Raw genomic sequence first — 17,654 nt, forward strand, 5'->3', positions numbered from 1 at the left:
CTTATATTTCGAGATTGCGCGGCGCGCCTTCGATATGGCCGCCGCGTCCGATCTCCCGATCCGTCCAAGGCAAGAACGTGAAAAGCGCACCCGAGGTCAATTACGTCCGCCCGCGCCAGCGCGCCGGCAAGCTGGTGGTCCGCCGCAACCGCAAGATGGCGCGCTCGGTGCACGCCTACGTGCGCGGCAATACCGCGCGTTATTACGAATGGCTGGCCAACGCCAAGGTCGGCACGCTGCCGGAAGGGCCGGCAATCTGGATTTGCGGCGATTGCCATACCGGCAACCTCGGCCCGGTCGCCAACGATGCCGGCGAGATCGAGATCCAGATCCGCGATCTCGATCAGACGGTGATCGGCAATCCCGTGCATGACCTGATTCGGCTCAGCTTGTCGCTGGCGACGTCGGCGCGCAGTTCCGACCTGCCCGGCATCGTCACGGCGCGGGTCATCGAGCAGGTGTACGAGGGCTATACGCATGCGTTGATGGGCGGCAAGCGCAAGCGTGCGGTGCCCAAGCCGGACGTGGTGCGCATCGTGATGCGCGACGCGCTGACGCGTACCTGGAAGCATCTGGCGCGCGAGCGGCTGATGGGCGTCAAGCCGGTGCTGCCGCTCGGCAAGCGGTTCTGGCCGTTGTCGAAAGCCGAATCGAACGGCATCGCCTCGCTGGTCGACACGCCGGCCATCGCCGAACTGGCGATATGCCTGCGCGGCAACCGGCCGACCGAGCACGTCGAACTGCTCGACGCGGCCTATTGGGTCAAGGGCTGCAGCTCGCTCGGGCGGCTGCGTTACGCGGTGTTGCTCGACGTGGACGGCGCGGCCTCCGGCGGCGACGATTTGTGTCTGATCGACATCAAGGAAGGGACCAAGGCGCTGGCGCCGCGCTATCGCGACGCCGAAATGCCGCGCGACAACGGCAAGCGCGTGGTGGAGGGGGCGCGGCACCTGTCGCCGTATCTCGGCAACCGGATGTGCGCGGCCACGCTGTCGGAGCGTTCGGTGATTGTCCGCGAGCTGCTGCCGGCCGACCTGAAGCTCGAAATCGGCAACGTCGACGAGGCCGAGGCGCTGCGCATCGCGCGCTACCTGGCGCATGTGGTCGGCCTCGCCCATGCACGGCAGATGGATACGGACACGCGCAAGCGCTGGCTCGCGGAACTGAGCCGCGCGCGCTCGAAGACGATCGACGCGCCGTTCTGGTTGTGGCGCAGCGTGATCGAATTGATGGGCAACCATGAAGTCGGCTATCTCGAACATTGCCGGCGCGTCGCGGCGCAAGGTGCGGCGGCGCGCTGAACGGCGTCGGGCAAGCCGCGAACATCATCGACGGACAATCGGCAGGCGACACCCAGGCGAGGACGAATGAAAACGTTTCATTGCGACAACTGCGGTCAATTGGTGTTTTTCGAGAACGTGCGCTGCGAGCGTTGCGGCTCGCCGCTTGGCTATCTGCCCGAGATCGGCGAGGTGGGCGCGTTCGAGGTGGACGCCGCGTCGGGCAACTGGCGCAGCCTGCACCGCGACGCCAAGGACAAGCTGTACCGCCCGTGCCAGAACTATTCGGCCGAGGACGTGTGCAACTGGATGGTGCCGGCCGAATCCGACGCGGCGTTCTGCCCGTCGTGCGCGCTGACGGAAACCATCCCCGATCTGTCGAATCCGGCGAACCGGCCGCTCTGGTATCGCACCGAGGTTGCCAAGCGGCGCCTGATCTATACGTTGACGATGCTCGGGCTGCCGATCGAATCGCGGCAGTCACGGCCGGGCGGCATGAGCTTCGCGTTCAAGGCGGCCACCGAGACCGAGCCGGTCATGACGGGGCACGCCAACGGCCTCGTCACGCTCAATCTGGCCGAGGCCGACGACGCCGAGCGCGAACGCGTGCGCGCCCAGATGCACGAGCCGTACCGCACGCTGGTGGGGCACTTCCGGCACGAGATTGGCCATTACTATTTCGACCGGCTGGTGGCGGGCAGGCACTGGATCGAGCCGTTCCGCGAGCGTTTCGGCGACGAGCGCGCCGATTACCAGGCCGCGCTTGATTCGCATTACCAGAACGGCGCGCCGCCGGGCTGGGAAGACAGCTATGTCAGTGAATACGCGACGATGCACCCTTGGGAAGACTGGGCCGAGACCTGGGCGCATTACCTGCATATCGTCGATACGCTCGATACGGCCAATGCCTGCGGGCTGGTGCTCGATCCCGACGACGAGAGCCTGCCGCGCCTCGACGACCAGACTTCCGTCGACGAAGCGTCGTTCGGCAACCTGATGCGACGCTGGTTCCCGCTGACCTATGCGCTGAACAGCCTGAATCGCAGCATGGGCGTGCCCGACGCGTATCCGTTCGCGCTGTCGCCCGCGGTCGTTGCGAAGCTGCGCTTCGTTCATCACGTGATCGCGGCGGCGCGCGATGCCGCGCCGGACGATGGCGGCGGTGCGCGGGCGGCAGGCAGCGAGGAGGCGACGGACGAGGGCGCGGGGGCTGCCAAGGACGAGACGAAGCCGGGCGACGGGGCCGCCGCTTGAGTTGCGCTGGCGTCGCCGCTCAGGCGTCGGCGGCCGGCGGCGCGGCGTAGCGCTCGATCAATGCGTCCAGATTGGCGTGGGCGAGCGCCGTCAGTGGCGCGAATTCGGTGGAGAGGAACAGCGGCGCTTGTTCGCGCAATTGCCTGAGCGCATGGCGGCGCCCGTTGCGGAATGCCGCCGATGGCGCATCGGGCGCCTGGCCCCATTCGCGCGCGATGTCGCGGTCGTAGGTGTTGAGCCGCTCGGGCGGCGCGGCGAGGATCGCGAGGTCGGCGTCGAGGAACAGGGCCGCGGCGTGCCGGCGGTCCGGATCGGCTTGCCAGGCGTCGGGCAGCCGGTGCGCCTGGGTGGCGATCACCAGTTCGTGCGCGAAGCCGATGGCCGGTGCATGCTCGCCGAGCCAGGCCGGCGGGCAGTGCGCGGCTGTGATCTCGTCGAGCCAGCGCGCGCTGCGTGGTTCGTTCTCGACGTGGTCGGGCAGCGTGGTGGCGTAGACCACGTCGTGTGCCCACACTGCCAGCTCGATCGCCTTCCAATGCGGTACGCCCCGATACGGGGCGAGATGCGCGAACAGCTCGGCCAGATGCGCGAGCGTGTGATAGAAGCGCTGCGGCTCCCGATACGCCCGCTCGATGTGCGGCCAGACGGCCGGCGTGCCGAAACAGGCATCGCAGCCGTCGCGCAGCGCGTCGAGCGTGGCGGAATCGGGCGCACGCATCGCGGCCGGCGCGTCAGGACTCGTCGGCGGAACCGGCTGCGCCGCGTGGACGGCGCGCACGGGGGGCGCGAGCCCGCTTGGCGGCGGTTTTGCGGGCCGGGGCGGCCGCTTGGTCGCCGAGCAGATCGGCGGCCGGCGCGGCGGTGGCCGAAGCCGGTTCGGCCGCTTCAACGGCCGCTTCCGTTGCCGGCGCGGCGGCGGTTTTCTTGGACGCCGTCTTGCGGGCGCGGGCCGGGGCCTTCTTCGCCTTGCCGGTTGCTGTCTTGGCGGCCGGCGCGGCATCGGCCTCGGCTTCCGCCTCGGCCCGCTCGGCGGGCGCCGGCGCCATTGCTGCCTCGGTTTCGCCCGCGAAACGGCTCACCGGTTCATCGAACGCGACGGGCGTGCTGTCCACCACGGCCGGCACCGGCGCCACGGCGGCGTGCTCTCCGCCATGGGCATCCTCGATCAGCGGCATCTGCTCGGGCTTGCGCGAACCGCGGCCCCGGCCTTGCCTGGCTTCGTCGCGCGGCTTGCCGCGGCGGTTTTCATGGCGCGGCTTCGGTTCGCCGTGACGGGTTTCCGCCGGCGCGGTGGCGGCCTGATTGGCCAGATTGGCTGGCACGGTCGGTTCCGCATCGCCGCGTCGCTCGTCGCGTTGCGGTGCGTGATCCTTCGCGTGCTTGTTGCCGCGCTGTTCCTTGCGGCGTCCCGCGCCATGCTTCGGCGCCTCGGCGGCGGGCGTGTCGGCCGTAGTGGCCGTAGTGGCCTCCTCGCCGGCCTTCGACGTCTCGACGTCGAACACCGGATCGGCGGCGCCCGCCTGCGACGGACGCGACACATAGGTGCCCGACTTCTCGTCGCGGCCCACTTCGAGCAGCCCGTGTGCCTGCGCTTCCTCGAGCAGGTTGCCGAACGCGCGGAAGCCGTAGTACGTCTCGTTGAAGCCCGGCTTGCGGCGCTTGATCGCGCTTTTCAGCACCGACGCCCAGATCTTGCCGCTGTCGCTGCGCTCCGAGGCCAGCGCGTCGAAGGTCTCGACGGCGATCGTGATCGCCTCGAGCTTGCGCGCATCGGCATCCGGCTTGCGCTGCTTGTCGTCGGCCGCGCGCTTGCCGCTGTCGGCTGCGGCGCGCGAATCGAGCTTGGCCTGCGCGCGTTGCAGCTCGCGGGCGAGATCGTCGTAGAAGATGAATTCGTCGCAGTTCGCGACCAGCAGGTCCGAGGTCGAGTTCTTCACGCCCACGCCGATCACGCGCTTGGCGTTCTCGCGCAGCTTGGAGACGAGCGGCGAGAAATCGGAGTCGCCGCTGATGATCACGAACGTGTCGACGTGCGATTTCGTGTAGCAGAGGTCGAGCGCATCGACCACCAGCCGGATGTCGGCCGAGTTCTTGCCCGATTGCCGAACATGCGGGATCTCGATCAATTCGAAGGAGGCTTCGTGCATCGCCCCTTTGAAGGTTTTGTAGCGATCCCAGTCGCAATAGGCCTTCTTGACGACGATGCTGCCCTTGAGCAGCAGCTTTTCGAGCACCGGCTTGATGTCGAATTTTTCGAACTTCGTATCGCGCACACCGAGCGCGATATTTTCGAAGTCGCAAAAGAGCGCCATGTTGACGCTGTCCTGAGGCAAGGCCATGTGTTCTCCAACCGAAGGCTCGCCATGGCGGCGAGCGCTGAAAGTGCGGACATGATAGCGGCTCTGCGTGACGCCGACGGAATTTGCCGAATGCGCGGCGGGCGGGGCGGCCTGCTCAGGCGCGCGGATCGCGCAGCCTGCGGATCGCCTGCCAGGCACAACCGGCCGAGGTCGCGGCCAGGCCGGCGAACGTGACCAGCACGCCGAGCGCGAAGCCGGAGGGCATCTCGCCGCTGTCGGGCGAATCGGGATGGGCGATGGCGAGCGCCACCGAGCCGGCGACGATCAGCGCGAGGCAGGCCACCCAATACAGCCGCCCGCGCGTGGCGTGCCAGGCCTGCCAGCCGGCCCAGATCAGACCGAACAGCCAGAGCAGGGCGAGCACGCCGAGCGCCAGCAGATCGGTGAAGGACGAGACGGGAAAGGTGGCGGTGGCGGGCATGACGGTGAAACGCGCAAGCGAGGGCGGCGAAGCGCCGGAACCGTGACTCTATCGGCCGGGCGGGGGCCAACGCAAGCAAGGTACGTTTCGGCTTGACGCGCCGCGGGCGACGATAGACGGCTGCAAGCCGGCGCGCGCCTGTCTAGAATCGAGCCTTTCGCCACCGGAACCCACACCATGACGATCGCCCCCGCCCCGCCCGCCGTTCTTGATGCCGATGCGCTTGCCGGCCGGCTCGACGCCGTATTCGAGCGCGCGCTGCGCGAGCGCCGCGTGGTGGGCGCGGTGGCCGTCGTCGCGCAACACGGCGCGGTGCGGTACCGCCGCGCGCACGGCCTGGCCGACCGCGAGGCGCGGCGCCCGATGCGCGAGGACACGCTGTTCCGGCTCGCCTCGGTCAGCAAGCCGATCGTCGCGCTCGCGGTGCTGCGGCTCGTCGCGGGCGGCGAACTGGCGCTCGATGCGCCCGTCACGCGCTGGTTGCCCGAGTTCCGGCCGAAGCTGGCCGACGGCACCGAGCCGACCATCACGCTCCATCATCTGCTCACGCATACGTCCGGCCTCGGCTACTGGCTGCTCGAAGGCCCCGGCTCGGTGTACGACCGGCTCGGCATTTCCGACGGCATCGATCTGCGCGATTTCGATCTCGCCGACAACCTGCGCCGGCTTGCGCTCGCGCCGCTCGCCTTTGCGCCCGGCAGCGCCTGGCAGTATTCGCTGGCGATCGATGTGCTCGGCGCCGTGGTCGAACGCGCGACCGGGCTGCCGCTCGAACGGGCGGTCGCGGCCCTGGTCGGCGAGCCGCTCGGCCTGCGCGATTGCGGCTTCGTGTCGAGCACGCCCGAGCGTTTCGCGACGCCTTACCACGACGGCGCAGCCGAGCCGGTGCGGATGACCGACAACCTCGACGTGCCGCTGCCCGAAGGCCATGGCGCGGTGGTGCGCTTCGCGCCGTCGCGGGTGTTCACGCCCGGCGCCTATCCGTCGGGCGGCGCCGGCATGTACGGTTCGGCCGACGACGTGCTGCGCGCGCTGGAGGCGATCCGCGCCGGCGACGGCTTCCTGCCCGACGCGCTGGCCGAGGCGGCGCGCACCGATCAGGCCGGCGAGGCGTCCGAATCGCGCGGGCCGGGCTGGGGCTTCGGCTACCTGAGTGCGGTGCTGCTCGATCCGGCGGCAGCCGGCTCGCCGCAGGGCGCGGGCACCTTGCAGTGGGGCGGCGTGTACGGCCATTCGTGGTTCGTCGATCGCGCGGCCGGCCTGACGGTGCTGCTGCTGACCAATACGGCGTACGAAGGGATGTCGGGGCCTTTGACGATCGAACTGCGCGACGCCGTGTACGCGGGCTGAGCGGGCCGCGCGGCAATAAAAAAAGCAATAAAGAAAACCGAGGGACATCGCGTGCCTCGGCTTTTTCTTGATCCGATCCGGACCGACAGATCGAACAACACCGTTTCCCGCTTGCCCTGCATGCGGACGCGGTGGTCGTGGGGCTGGGCCAATGCCGGGTACTCCGTTGCCCGGTCGCCGGTGGACAATCCCGGCAGCGGCCGGCCGCCGGAAAGCTGATCGACGCTGGCCGCCTGCTTGGCAACTGGCAGGGGATCGCGCAAGGTCATCACCATGCCCGACGTACCGATGGCGATGTGTTGGGTGATCGCGGCCGTCAGCCGACATAGATCATCGGATCGTGGATGTGTCCCACGTCTCCGACACTGGAGGCGAGGAACGGCACATCGCGCAGCCAGCTCGCCGCGAAACCGAGTGCGTCATCAGCTTGGCGAGCCAGGGCCGCATGCTCCCCGCGCGTGGGCGCAGGGGAATCCGGGCGGCCTTCCAATGGGGCGATGAGACCGTCGGTGAGCCGTCCCGGCTGAAAGATCCGTGCATAGGCCCGGTGCCGTGCAAGGTCGACGGGCAAGGAACCTGTGCCGGCTGAGTTCATGCCGCCGCTCCCGTTTCTTCATGCGCGCGCGAGCGGCCGAGCAAGGCGAATGCCAGCAATGCGGTCAATGCGGATGCAGCGGCCAGGACGTACAAGACCCGGCGGAATGCATGGTCGTAGCTCGCCAGCAGCAACGCGCGCTCTCCGGTGAGGAGGGCGTTGGCCTGCGCCAGATCGCCTAGCGCGACACGGTTGGCTGCCTCGATCACTACGGACGGATCAGCCATGCCCAAGGCGCCAAGCAACCCGCCCTGGATCAGGAGCGCCAGCAATGCGCCGGTTATCGCGATGGCGATGCCGTCAGCCGAGACGCGCACGCAGTTGAAGATTCCGGTTGCCATGCCCGCGCGTTCCTTCTCCACCACGCTCACGGCCATACCGTCCATCAGCCCCCAGGGAAGGCCGATGCCAATGCCGATCAGTGCCAGCGGCCCCACCAGCGCAGTGCCGGCGCCGCCGGCCAGCACCTGTGCCAGCCAAACCAACCCGACCGCTACCAACAGCAGCCCGACGCCGGACAGCACGCCGGCGGTGAACCAACGTGACAGCAATGCGGCCAGGAATGGCACCACCAGCAGCGGCGCTGCCAGGGCAATCATCATTTGCCCCGCGTCGCGCGCACCCAGCCCGTCGATGCCGATGAAGCGGCCCGGCAGCATCACGATCAGCGTGACGAAGAAGAAGGCCGGCGACGCGGCCAGCACCTGTACGCCGACGAAACGTGCACGACCGAACAGCGACAGATCGAGCATCGGGCGGGCCACGCGCCGCTCGATACGCACGAAGGCCGCGAACAGCACGGCCGCCGCCAGCAGCGGCCCAATGACCGCGGCGCTGCGCCAGCCTTGTTCCGGTGCCAGCAGGATGCCGGAGGTGAACAAGGCGAGCGCAGCGGTGAAGCTGATGGCGCCCGGCCAGTCCAGGCCGGTAGCCTGCGGATCGCGGGATTCCGTGGCGCTGGCCCACACCATGACGAAGCCGGCCACCCCGATCAGCGCCGTGGCCAGAAACACCCAGCGCCAGCCGGCCAGCTCCACCAGCTCGCCCGCCGCCAGCGGCCCGAAGGCCAGGCCGATGCCGAACGTGGTGCCGAGCAGGCTGAACACCCGCGTGCGGATGAGGCCGTGGAAGGTCTGCGCCAATGAGGATATGGCGCCCGCGAAGGCGGCCGCGCCGCCCAGCCCTTGCAGCAGACGCAGTCCGTCAATCCAGCCGACCGTCGGCGCCAGCGGGATCGCGAACGTCGCCAGCGCGAACAGCGCCAGGCCGACCAGCCACACGCGCTTGCGGCCGTAGGTGTCGGTCAGGCTGCCAGCCGCCATCATGGCGCTGCCGTAGGTCAGGATGTAGCCGTTGACTACCCAGTTCAGTTGCATCGCCGTTCCGCCCAGTTCCTGGCTGATGGAAGGCAGCACGACGGCCGGGCCGGTGAAGCACAACGGGATCAGGATGCCGGTGAGGCAGGTGGCGAGCAGTTGCAGCCAATCGCGGCCAGTGGTGCCGCGTGTGGCGGCCAAGGTTTGTGCCATGAAAAACGTCCGCAGAGAGTCCGTGAAGGGACAGGCAGACGCCAAAGCCATATCTCGAAAGCCAAGACAGCCGCATCCAACCTGTGCAGTCGTCAGCGTAGGCGCGCACACCATTAAGAAAAATAGGCTAAGGTTCCGAGCATATCGGACAAATTTTCTTAGATGAGCGGCGCAATGGATTCCCTCAACGGCATCGGGTTCTTCGTGCAAGCGGCGGAAGCCCGCAGCTTTTCGGAGGCCGGGCGCGTGCTGGGCATCTCGTCCTCCGCCGTGGGCAAGAGTGTGGCGAGGCTTGAGGAGCGGCTGGGCGTGCGCCTGTTCCACCGCAGTACACGCAGCATCACGCTGACGGCCGAAGGGGCGCTGTTTCTGGAGCGGTGCCGGCGCATCCTGTGCGAGGTCGAGGCGGCGGAGCTGGAACTGTCGGAAACCCGCCAGGCTCCCCAAGGCAAGCTGCGCGTGAGCCTGCCGCTGGTCAGCGGCCTGGTTATGCCGGCGCTGACGGCCTTCATGCATCGCTATCCGGCCATCGAAATGGACGTGGATGTCTCGGATCGGATGGTCGATGTGATCGAAGAAGGCTTCGATGCCGTCATCCGCACCGGAGAGCCGGCGGACTCGCGCCTCATGTCTCGCCCGCTGGGCACCTTCAAGCTGCTGCTGGTCGGCGCGCCCCGGTATTTCGCGACGCGCGGCACGCCGCGCGTGCCTTCTGAGCTTGCGGGTCATGCCTGCCTGCAACACAAATTCCCGAGCACCGGCAAATTCGAGCCGTGGCCCTTGCGTCTGCCGCCAGGCGAGGCGGAACCCAGCCTCTCGGCGTCGATGGTATGCAACACCACCGAGGCCCTGCTTCACGTCGCCCGCGCCGGCCTCGGAATCGCCTGTCTGCCGGATTTCATGGTGCGCGAGGCGATCGCGGCGGGCGAACTGGTGACGGTGCTGGAGAACTTCAACCAGCATCGGGGCACCTTCCGCATGCTCTGGCCGTCGAGCAAGCACCTGGCACCGAAGCTGCGCGCATTCATCGATTTCATGGGCGCGGAGCTTTTCAAGCCCTGATCGGGATGGAGTCGCGCCAACTGCTGCGCTCGCCTCGAGAAAACCCATGCCGATGTTCATCGCGTGCGCCTATCCCGACACGTCGATGCAACGTGCTGGCGTCTGCCACATCTGCCACAGCATCCGGGCGATCCCCAGGCCCACGGCCACCGCACCGACCCAGGCGGTACTGGTCAGCCCCATCGCTTCCCGGCTCGTCCCGCCCAGCAGCGAACCTGGCGCGATGCCTCGGTTGAAGCCGGCGATGTTCAACCCGGTGGCCACCGCTGGCGCCAATAGAAGCGAAGTCGGGGCAAGTTTCAGAAAGCACCGGCATAGGCCGAACTTGCCTCAATCCTGAATCAAACTGCTGTATCGGGTTGTGGCGTAGTCCAGCGAAGTGCGATGCTGGCGTCATCCTGAAATAAAAAGCCGAGGGACATCGCGTCCCTCGGCTTTTTTTTCGTGATCCGATCCGAACTTACAGATCGAAAAACACCGTTTCCTGCTCGCCCTGCATGCGGATGTCGAAGCGATAGGCCACCACGCCGTTCGCCTGCACCTCGCGGCGCGCCAGCAGCGTGTCGCGGCGCGCGGCCGGCACGCTGCCGAGCACCGGGTCGGCCGCGTTGGCCGCCGTCTCGTCGTCGAAATAGATCCGCGTAAACGCATGCGTGAGCACGCCGCGCATCAACACCGCCACGTCGATGTGCGGCGCACCGGCATCGGTCGCGCCCGGCTTGACGGTGCGTACCACGAAGCGGTGCTGGGCGTCGGTGCCCGTGCCGATCCGCGAAAAGCCCGTGAAGCCGCTGGCCGCGATCTCGGCGCGCGACGCCGGATACTTGCCGGCCGCATCGACCTGTGTGAATTCGAGCATGGCGTCGAGGATCGTCTTGCCGTCGCCGTCGAACACCTGGCCGATCAGCACGATCTGCTCGCCGGCCGCGTGCGGCTCGGCGATATCAGTCGGGAACAGGCTCTTCATGTCGAAGTTGTACTGCTGCGGGCACAGGCCGTAGGCGAAGTACGGGCCGACCGTCTGCGAAGGGGATTGTTTCAGCGTCGTCATGATCAGCGCTCCATCGGGGTGGCGTCGCGGCCGCGCAGCACGATGTCGAACTCGTAGCCGAGCGCATAGCCTTCCTGGGTGACGTCGAGCGAGAAGCTCGAGACCAGGCGCTCGCGCGCGTCTTCCGGCGTGCCTTGATAGATCGGGTCGTATTGCAGCAGCGGATCGCCGGGGAAGTACATCTGCGTGACGAGGCGCGAGCCGAAATAATCGCCGAACAGCGAGAAATGGATGTGGTTCGGGCGCCAGGCGTTCGGATGGTTGCCCCACGGGTATGCGCCGGGCTTGATCGTCAGGAAGCGGTAGCGGCCCTGATCGTCGGTCAGGCAGCGGCCTGCGCCGAGGAAGTTCGGGTCGAGCGGCGCGTCGTGCTGGTCGGCCTTGTGGACATAGCGGCCGGCGGCGTTCGCCTGCCACACTTCGACCAGCGTGTTGCGCACCGGCTTGCCGCCTTCGTCGAGCACGCGGCCCGTCACGACGATGCGCTCGCCGAGCGGCTCGCCGTTCTTCACGGCGTTGCGCGTCAGGTCGTGGTCGAGCGCACCGAGGTCTTCCGCGCCATACACCGGCACGTACTGGTTGCGCAGCTTTTCCTTCAGCGGAATCAGCGGCCGCGTCGGGCCGCGCTTGACGGACGAACGGTACTCGGGGTGAACGTAGGCGGGATGCGACGGCCAGTCGCGCGGGCTGAGGATGGAGTCGTCCATCGCGGTGTCTCCTGTCTGTATTGATGAGGGCATGACGCCGAACTTTAACCAATCCGGAAAGTTATGCAAAATGACGTTTTTTCCCATCTCGTATAACCAACCGTTATGGTCAATCGTATCGCCGACGGCCGGGTCAAGTTCCGGCATCTGCAATGCTTCCTGGCGGTCGCGCAGCTTGGCGGCGTGCAGAAGGCCGCCGAAAGCCTGTCGATCACGCAGCCGGCGGTGTCCAAGACGATCGCCGAGCTGGAATCGATCCTTGGCGTGAAGTTGTTCGAGCGCGGCCGGCAGGGTGCGCAGCCCACCCGCGAGGGGCAGTTGTTCCTGCCCCATGCGAGCGCCAGCGTGATGGCGCTGCGCCAGGGCGTAGGCCTGCTGGCCGGGGAGAGCGGCGGCGTGGCGGCCACGCTGGAGATCGGCATGCTGCCGACCGTGGCAGCCTCGCTCGCGCCGGCCGTCATGAAGGCGCTGACGGCGCGCATGCCGCGCATGATCGTGCGGATCGCCACCGACGCCAATGCGCGGCTGCTCGAACGCCTGAAATCGGGCGAGATCGAGTGCGCGGTCGGGCGGCTGTCGGAGCCGGAACGGATGGTCGGCCTGTCGTTCGAGCAGTTGTACAACGAGCCGCTGGTGGCGCTGGTGCGCGCCGGTCATCCGCTCGCGAGCCACCCGGCGCCGGCCGGCGAGCTGGGCCGCTTCCCGGTGGTGGTGCCGCCGTACGGCACGCTGATCCGGCAGTCGGCCGAGCAGATGCTGGCGGCCTGCAACGCACCGGCGCTCGATACGTTCGTGGAGGTGCTGTCGGTGTCGGTGGGCCGCGCGCTCGCGCTTGAAAACGATGCGGTGTGGTTCGTGCCGCGCTACGCGGCCGAATACGATCTGGCCGGCGGGACGCTGGTGCGGCTGCCGCTGCCGGCCGACGGCGCGGACGAGCTGGTCGGCCTGATCCTGCGCACCGACGCCCGGCCGTCGCCGGCCGCGCAGGCCCTGATCGACGCGGTGCGCAACGTGGCGCGCGACCGGTTCGCCGGTGCGCACGCCCGGCGCACGCCGGCACGGCGCCGGCGCGGTTCGCCGTCGCATCGGGGGTAATGGCACCCCGGCCGGCTTCGCGGATGCGGCGCGACCTGCTCATCGGCCTCGTCGCCGCGTGTCGGTTTCCTCTGCGGTGCCGCCTCGGGGGTAATGGCGCCCCGGCCGGCTTCGGCGGATGCGGCGCGACCTGCTCGCTAGCCTCGCTGCCGCGTGCCGGTTTCCTCTGCGGCGCCGCCTCGGGGGTAATGGCACCCCGGCCGGCTTCGGCGGATGCGGCACGACCTGCTCACCAGCCTCGTCGCCGCGTGCCGGTTTCCTCAGTTTTCCAGCGCCGCGCCGGATGCCAGATCGATCCGATGCCGATTCAACAAGGCCATCAGCTCGGCCGGTGCGACATCGAGCGCGGCGGCGGCTGCCGCCACGTCGTCGCCGTGCCGCCGCAGTGCGGCGTCGAGCGCCTGGTGCTCGGCGGCTTCCAGCGTGCCGGCGAGCGTGGGCAACGGGTGTGACGCGTCGTCCCCGAGATCGAGATCGTCGGCCGACAGCACCGGATGCTCGGCCATCACCATCGCGCGGCGAATCCGGTTGATCAGCTCGCGCACGTTGCCGGGCCACGCGTAGCGGTACATCGCCTCGATCGCGCACGGCGAGAAGCCGCGGATTCGGCCGCCGCCGTCGGCGCTGAAGCGTTGCAGGATATGGCGCGCCAGCACCTCGATGTCGCTGCCGCGCGCGCGCAGCGGCGGCTCGTCGATGCGCAGCACGCACAGCCGGTGGAACAGGTCCGCCCGGAAGCGCCCCTCGCGCATCGCCGCTTCCAGATCGACATGGGTGGCCGACAGCACGCGCACATCCACCGGCACCGATTCGCGCCCGCCGAGCCGCTCGATGCGGCCTTCCTGCAGGAAGCGCAGCAGGCTGGCCTGGCTTTCGTGCGGCATGTCGCCGATCTCGTCGAGGAACAAGGTGCCGCCCTGCGCAGCCTCGATCCGGCCGATCTTGCGCTGGGTCGCGCCGGTGAACGCGCCGCGCTCGTAGCCGAACAGCTCCGATTGCAGCAGCGCGGGCGGAATCGCACCGCAGTTGATCGGCACGAACGGCGCGTTGCGGCGCGTCGAGCGTTCGTGGATCGCCAACGCGGTCAGCTCCTTGCCGGTGCCCGATTCGCCGGAGATGAACACCGTCGCGTCGGTGTTCGCGACCTTGCGGATGGTGCGGAACAACTGCTGCATCGCCTCGCAGGTGCCGACCATCTCGTCGTCACCGGCGTCCCGGGCTCGCGCGTCGGCGCCGGGCTCGCGCTCGGCGAGGCCGGCCATCGCGCAGGCCTGGCGCGCGAGCAGGTCGAGCGTGGCGGGCGGCGCGTCGTCGGCGACGAAGCTGCTGCAGTACTGACGCACCAGTCGGCGCACCTCGGGCTCGTCGAAGCGCGCGGCATCGGCCAGCGCGACCCAGCCGGTGGCGGGGCGGCGCAGCGCGGCATCGAACGCGGCGAGCTCGGCCGTCGAGAAGCCGCGCAGGTCGAGCAGGCCGGCTTGCGGTTCGACCGCGGCCGGCTTGCGCGCGAATTCGAGCGGCGAGGCAAAGCGCACGACGCGCCAACCGTGCTGCGACAGGAACGCGGCCAGCACCGCGTCGGGCTGGCGGGCGAGATAGACGAGCGTGCGCGGGGCGGCCGGCGCGGCAGCGTCGGACAGGGTATCGGCGGCACGGCGGCGACGCGAGAAATCGGCGGCGATGACGGCGGGCGGGACGCGGGATTCTTGCACGATGGGCTCCGTCGCGGCGATCAGAACGTGTACGGGAAACGCACGCCGACCACGAAGTTCGGCGCGTCCGGCGTGAGGCCGACGGCGACCGACGCATTCATCGTCAGGTGCTTGTTGAAGACGTGATTGAGGCCGAAGCTCAGGGTCGACGCGGTGGTCTGGCTGCCCGGCACCTTCTGCCAGACGTCGCCGGGGGCCTTGGTCTTGGTTTCCGGCTCGAACGCCAGCGTGTAGGCGATGCTGGCCGAATCGCGTTCCGAGAAGGCCAGCGCCACGCCGCCGCCGATCTGCACGATGTCGCCGAGCTTGACCTTGGCCGGCTGCGTCTGGCCGACCACCGACGAAATGTCGTCGAACGAGCGCGCCACGTTGTAGGTGTACGACAGGCTGCCGAACAGCACGATCGGGTCGTAGGTCTTCAGCACCGACATGCCGGCCGTGATGCTCCAGAAGCCGGTGCCGGTGGGCAGCGTGTCGGGCGCGACGAGGTTGGTGTTGTTCGGGTCGATCTGGCGCAGCTTGATGCCGAACGGCGAGGCGCCGGACGGCGTCTTCACGCGCAGGCTGCCGACCACGTCGGGCAGGTTCTGGGTTTCCTTCAGGAACTGGTAGTAGATCCCGAAGTTGACGTCGCCGAGCGCGTGCGAGGTGCCGCTCGCATCCGACAGCGAGCTGGACGCGCCGCCCGCGCCGCCGACGATGAAGTTGCTGGTGCGGTACACGTACGGCACGTCCACATCCACGTTGATGCGGCTGGTCAGGCCGTAGCGGATGTCGACGTCGCTCGTCAACTGGTGCGATTTGGTCTGGCCGAGGTTCAGGTTGCCGAGGAAGATCGCGTCGAGCGCGAGGAATCCGGAGAGCTGCAACTGGCGGCGATCGTAGTAGGTGTCGCTGATGCCCCAGTCGATCGTCAGCTTGTGATCGAACAGCGGGGCGTGCTCGCGTTGCACCACGGCGTTTTCGGCTTCGGTGCGAGTGGGTTCGGCCGCGCGGTTCTCGGTGCCGATCGTGCCGGTGGTGGCCGCGGCGTTCGCGCCGCTGCGGGTGCCGGTGCCCGCCGAGCCCGACACGGGCGGCGAGACCGGCACGCCGGTGGCCGTGCCGGTACCGTCGCCGGGCGCGGGCGAGAGCGGCGTGTATTGCGCGAGCACGGTGGCGCCGCCGTTGCCCCCATTCGCGGCTTCGGCCGGCGGGTCGGACAGCCCGCGCCCGCGTTGCTGCATCTCCAGGTCGACCACATGACGTTCGAGCGACTGGATCTTGCGTTGCTGCGCGTCGACGAGCTGCATCAGCGCGTTGAGCCGGTCCTCGACCGACTGGTTGGCGAGCGCCTGGGCCTGGGCGCTGCTGGCGATCGCCAGCAGCAGCACGGCAGCGGGAATGGCCGCGAGCGGATGGCGCGGCGAGAAATCGATCTGCATGGTCTAACCCCCGGTGTTATTCGAAACGTGACATTCGGTTTCGCGCCGCTCGCCGGGTCAACCCGCCCGGCGGCAAAGGAACGGCGCGTTCTGCTGCCGTATCGGCGTCCCGTCGCGTGCAAGGGCGCGGGCGCCGTGGTTATGGGGCTGCGGTGTGCGGGCCGCGCGTCATCTCCTTGCGGCGAAGCCGGCTTGCAGCGCCTGCAGGATGCCGGCCTGGCGCAGCGCGCCGCCCGACATCTGTTGCGTGCGCAACTGAAGCTGGAGCTGGTTGGAGACGAGTTGCTGGTTGCCGGCCACCTGCAGCAACTGGGCGACGGCGCCGGCCCGCGCGGCGGCGGGCGCGATGATCTGGCTCGCGACGCCGGCCGGCGTGTTCAGCGCGAGCATCACGCCGTTCGCGCCGAACCCGATGCTGGCGCGGATCGTGCCGTCGGCGCTGGCCGCCGAGGCGCTCGGCGAGCCGCTCGCGCCGGGCAGCATGGTGGACGCCGTGCCGAGGTTCGGGCCGAAGTCGATCGTCATCGCGTTGCTGCCGGTGTTGCCGTTGCCGGCCACTTGCGTGACCTGCGACACGCCGTTGACGCGAATCGTCTGGCCGCCCGACGCGACGGCATTCGGATCGGTGCCGTTGGCGCGCGACGGGTCGCCCGCCACCACGGCGGCGGCCGTCTGCACCTGGGCCGACAACTGGTTGGCGCCGTTGGCGACGACGTTCAGCGATCCCTGGGCGATCGCGAGCGCGCCATTCGGCAACTGCCATTGCGAGAGCAGGTTGACGACGAAGCCGGACACCATCGTCGCATCGGCGAACTTGCCGGTTTGACGGGCCAGCACGTCGTCGTCCACCGCAACGATCGGCAGCGCGGCCGGGGCCAGCGCGTCGCCCGCGAACGGCATCTGCATGCCGGCGGGCGAGGCGGCCGAGGCGGCGCTGCCGGTGAGTGCGCAGGCGGCCGCACAAGCCGCGCCGCGCAGGAATGAGAGTGAGCGATTCATGATGGGTCAGAACAGGTCTGCCTTGATCAAGCCGTACTCGACGAACGGGATCGCGGCGGAGCCGGTGGTGAGCGCCTGTTCGCGCAACCGGAGCGCCAGCGAGTCGTTGTGCTGCAGCAGCGGGGAATCCTCCATGAACGGTTTGCCCACAACCGCGAACACCAGGCCGTTCCAGGTCTTGGCGAAATCCTGTTCGAGCAGGATGCGGTTGCCGAGCGCGGGATCGGCGATAAAGACCCGGCCGTCGGCGGCGCGCTTGACGATCACGAAGTGCTCGTAGCCTTCGATGTTCATCAGCACGATGACGGGGATCTGCAGGGCGTAGAGCGCATCGAGGCCGACCCGGAAGCCGCGCCCGCGCAGCCCGAGCGTCTCGACGAACTTCTTCATGTCGAGCATCGAGAAGCCGTGACGCACGACCACTTCGGGCGTGGAGAAGGCCATCATCCGCTGGATCATGTCGGCTTCGGGGATGTCGATGCCGTAGCCGTACTTCAGCAGCGTGGCGAGGGCGGCCGAGCCGCAACTGAAGTCGAACTGCTGGCCGACGATGTCGCGATGGCGCAGGTCGTACATCGATTTCAATGTCTTGTGCACGGGCACGCCGGCGAACGGCAGGGCATCGATGCCCGAGGCCTGAGCGTTCGTGAACGGGCCGAAAGCCCAGCATGCGCAGAGGGCTGCGAGCCGGGCCGGCCAGTGAAGGCGTGTCGATGTCATGGGTGTCTCCCCCGGTACTGCCTTGTTGCCTTGTGTCTTGCTGTTGCGTCCCGCCATGCGTGCTCTCGGGCCTCGCGCGCCGCTGGTCCTGCGGC

At 68.6% G+C, this 17,654-nt stretch carries 17 protein-coding genes and 1 pseudogene; 6 read left to right on the forward strand and 12 right to left on the reverse strand.

The window, feature by feature from the left end; genetic code table 11:
- The first annotated feature begins 77 nt into the window (after positions 1–77).
- Together AB4851_RS12835 and AB4851_RS12840 are read left to right on the forward strand one after the other, a co-directional pair.
- Positions 78–1,301: a DUF2252 family protein gene (locus AB4851_RS12835; protein WP_414447514.1), complete on the forward strand. Its 1,224-nt coding sequence runs from the start codon at positions 78–80 to the stop codon at positions 1,299–1,301.
- A gap of 66 nt (positions 1,302–1,367) precedes the next feature.
- On the forward strand, positions 1,368–2,534 hold the full coding sequence (locus AB4851_RS12840; protein WP_414447515.1) for a putative zinc-binding metallopeptidase: 1,167 nt from the start codon (positions 1,368–1,370) through the stop codon (positions 2,532–2,534).
- A gap of 19 nt (positions 2,535–2,553) precedes the next feature.
- Here AB4851_RS12840 and AB4851_RS12845 read toward each other — a convergent pair whose 3' ends face one another.
- The 3 genes from AB4851_RS12845 to AB4851_RS12855 all read right to left on the reverse strand — a co-directional run bounded on the left by AB4851_RS12845 (position 2,554) and on the right by AB4851_RS12855 (position 5,315).
- Positions 2,554–3,252 (reverse strand): hypothetical protein, encoded by a 699-nt coding sequence (locus AB4851_RS12845; protein WP_414447516.1) that lies wholly within the window; start codon positions 3,250–3,252, stop codon positions 2,554–2,556.
- Between the two features lie 13 nt (positions 3,253–3,265).
- On the reverse strand, positions 3,266–4,873 hold the full coding sequence (locus tag AB4851_RS12850) for an NYN domain-containing protein (protein WP_414447517.1): 1,608 nt from the start codon (positions 4,871–4,873) through the stop codon (positions 3,266–3,268).
- Between the two features lie 115 nt (positions 4,874–4,988).
- Entirely contained in the window at positions 4,989–5,315 is a 327-nt protein-coding gene (locus AB4851_RS12855) for a hypothetical protein (RefSeq protein ID WP_414447518.1), read from the reverse strand.
- A gap of 177 nt (positions 5,316–5,492) precedes the next feature.
- On the opposite strand from AB4851_RS12855, the gene AB4851_RS12860 reads away from it, so the two are divergent.
- Positions 5,493–6,665, forward strand: a complete 1,173-nt coding sequence (locus AB4851_RS12860) for a serine hydrolase domain-containing protein (RefSeq protein ID WP_414447519.1) — start codon at positions 5,493–5,495, stop codon at positions 6,663–6,665.
- A 182-nt stretch (positions 6,666–6,847) separates the two neighbouring features.
- On the opposite strand, the pseudogene AB4851_RS12865 reads toward AB4851_RS12860, so the two are convergent.
- The 3 genes and pseudogenes from AB4851_RS12865 to AB4851_RS12875 all read right to left on the reverse strand — a co-directional run.
- A pseudogene (locus tag AB4851_RS12865) lies at positions 6,848–6,940 on the reverse strand (LLM class flavin-dependent oxidoreductase); the annotation flags it as partial.
- Positions 6,941–6,981: 41 nt separating this feature from the next.
- Complete coding sequence (locus AB4851_RS12870; protein WP_414447520.1) at positions 6,982–7,260, reverse strand: hypothetical protein; 279 nt, start codon at positions 7,258–7,260, stop codon at positions 6,982–6,984.
- The gene (locus AB4851_RS12875) at positions 7,257–8,789 is read right to left on the reverse strand and encodes an MFS transporter (RefSeq protein ID WP_414447521.1); all 1,533 of its coding nucleotides are present in this window, start codon (positions 8,787–8,789) and stop codon (positions 7,257–7,259) included. The genes AB4851_RS12870 and AB4851_RS12875 overlap by 4 nt, the downstream gene beginning before the upstream one ends.
- Before the next feature lie 174 nt (positions 8,790–8,963).
- On the opposite strand from AB4851_RS12875, the gene AB4851_RS12880 reads away from it, so the two are divergent.
- Positions 8,964–9,851: a LysR family transcriptional regulator gene (locus tag AB4851_RS12880; RefSeq protein WP_414447522.1), complete on the forward strand. Its 888-nt coding sequence runs from the start codon at positions 8,964–8,966 to the stop codon at positions 9,849–9,851.
- A 46-nt stretch (positions 9,852–9,897) separates the two neighbouring features.
- Positions 9,898–10,191 carry a hypothetical protein gene (locus AB4851_RS12885; RefSeq protein ID WP_414447523.1) on the forward strand — a complete coding sequence of 98 codons (294 nt, stop codon included), beginning with the start codon at positions 9,898–9,900 and terminating at the stop codon, positions 10,189–10,191.
- Positions 10,192–10,311: 120 nt separating this feature from the next.
- Here the strand turns inward: AB4851_RS12885 and pcaG are convergent, their stop codons facing one another.
- Positions 10,312–10,902, reverse strand: a complete 591-nt coding sequence (gene pcaG, locus AB4851_RS12890) for a protocatechuate 3,4-dioxygenase subunit alpha (RefSeq protein WP_414447524.1) — start codon at positions 10,900–10,902, stop codon at positions 10,312–10,314.
- A gap of 2 nt (positions 10,903–10,904) precedes the next feature.
- The gene (gene pcaH, locus AB4851_RS12895) at positions 10,905–11,609 is read right to left on the reverse strand and encodes a protocatechuate 3,4-dioxygenase subunit beta (RefSeq protein WP_414439282.1); all 705 of its coding nucleotides are present in this window, start codon (positions 11,607–11,609) and stop codon (positions 10,905–10,907) included.
- 105 nt (positions 11,610–11,714) lie between these two features.
- On the opposite strand from pcaH, the gene pcaQ reads away from it, so the two are divergent.
- Complete coding sequence (gene pcaQ / locus AB4851_RS12900; protein WP_414447525.1) at positions 11,715–12,704, forward strand: pca operon transcription factor PcaQ; 990 nt, start codon at positions 11,715–11,717, stop codon at positions 12,702–12,704.
- 260 nt (positions 12,705–12,964) lie between these two features.
- Here pcaQ and AB4851_RS12905 read toward each other — a convergent pair whose 3' ends face one another.
- The 4 genes from AB4851_RS12905 to AB4851_RS12920 all read right to left on the reverse strand — a co-directional run bounded on the left by AB4851_RS12905 (position 12,965) and on the right by AB4851_RS12920 (position 17,559).
- On the reverse strand, positions 12,965–14,416 hold the full coding sequence (locus AB4851_RS12905; protein ID WP_414447526.1) for a sigma 54-interacting transcriptional regulator: 1,452 nt from the start codon (positions 14,414–14,416) through the stop codon (positions 12,965–12,967).
- Positions 14,417–14,436: 20 nt separating this feature from the next.
- Positions 14,437–15,840 carry a hypothetical protein gene (locus tag AB4851_RS12910; protein WP_414447527.1) on the reverse strand — a complete coding sequence of 468 codons (1,404 nt, stop codon included), beginning with the start codon at positions 15,838–15,840 and terminating at the stop codon, positions 14,437–14,439.
- Positions 15,841–16,008: 168 nt separating this feature from the next.
- Complete coding sequence (locus AB4851_RS12915) at positions 16,009–16,839, reverse strand: peptidase C39 (RefSeq protein WP_414439279.1); 831 nt, start codon at positions 16,837–16,839, stop codon at positions 16,009–16,011.
- A 6-nt stretch (positions 16,840–16,845) separates the two neighbouring features.
- Positions 16,846–17,559, reverse strand: a complete 714-nt coding sequence (locus tag AB4851_RS12920) for a C39 family peptidase (RefSeq protein WP_414447528.1) — start codon at positions 17,557–17,559, stop codon at positions 16,846–16,848.
- Between the last annotated feature and the right edge of the window lie 95 nt (positions 17,560–17,654).

Source organism: Burkholderia sp. 22PA0099, assembly GCF_047497165.1.
GTDB lineage: Bacteria > Pseudomonadota > Gammaproteobacteria > Burkholderiales > Burkholderiaceae > Burkholderia.

Bases quoted from the DNA above. Each gene is read 5' to 3' on its own strand.
- AB4851_RS12840 (WP_414447515.1), top strand. From the start codon at position 1,368: ATGAAAACGTTTCATTGCGACAACTGCGGTCAATTGGTGTTTTTCGAG.
- AB4851_RS12845 (WP_414447516.1), bottom strand. From the start codon at position 3,252: ATGCGTGCGCCCGATTCCGCCACGCTCGACGCGCTGCGCGACGGCTGC.
- AB4851_RS12850 (WP_414447517.1), bottom strand. From the start codon at position 4,873: ATGGCCTTGCCTCAGGACAGCGTCAACATGGCGCTCTTTTGCGACTTC.
- AB4851_RS12855 (WP_414447518.1), bottom strand. From the start codon at position 5,315: ATGCCCGCCACCGCCACCTTTCCCGTCTCGTCCTTCACCGATCTGCTG.
- AB4851_RS12860 (WP_414447519.1), top strand. From the start codon at position 5,493: ATGACGATCGCCCCCGCCCCGCCCGCCGTTCTTGATGCCGATGCGCTT.
- AB4851_RS12870 (WP_414447520.1), bottom strand. From the start codon at position 7,260: ATGAACTCAGCCGGCACAGGTTCCTTGCCCGTCGACCTTGCACGGCAC.
- AB4851_RS12875 (WP_414447521.1), bottom strand. From the start codon at position 8,789: ATGGCACAAACCTTGGCCGCCACACGCGGCACCACTGGCCGCGATTGG.
- AB4851_RS12880 (WP_414447522.1), top strand. From the start codon at position 8,964: ATGGATTCCCTCAACGGCATCGGGTTCTTCGTGCAAGCGGCGGAAGCC.
- AB4851_RS12885 (WP_414447523.1), top strand. From the start codon at position 9,898: ATGCCGATGTTCATCGCGTGCGCCTATCCCGACACGTCGATGCAACGT.
- pcaG (WP_414447524.1), bottom strand. From the start codon at position 10,902: ATGACGACGCTGAAACAATCCCCTTCGCAGACGGTCGGCCCGTACTTC.
- pcaH (WP_414439282.1), bottom strand. From the start codon at position 11,609: ATGGACGACTCCATCCTCAGCCCGCGCGACTGGCCGTCGCATCCCGCC.
- pcaQ (WP_414447525.1), top strand. From the start codon at position 11,715: ATGGTCAATCGTATCGCCGACGGCCGGGTCAAGTTCCGGCATCTGCAA.
- AB4851_RS12910 (WP_414447527.1), bottom strand. From the start codon at position 15,840: ATGCAGATCGATTTCTCGCCGCGCCATCCGCTCGCGGCCATTCCCGCT.
- AB4851_RS12915 (WP_414439279.1), bottom strand. From the start codon at position 16,839: ATGAATCGCTCACTCTCATTCCTGCGCGGCGCGGCTTGTGCGGCCGCC.
- AB4851_RS12920 (WP_414447528.1), bottom strand. From the start codon at position 17,559: ATGACATCGACACGCCTTCACTGGCCGGCCCGGCTCGCAGCCCTCTGC.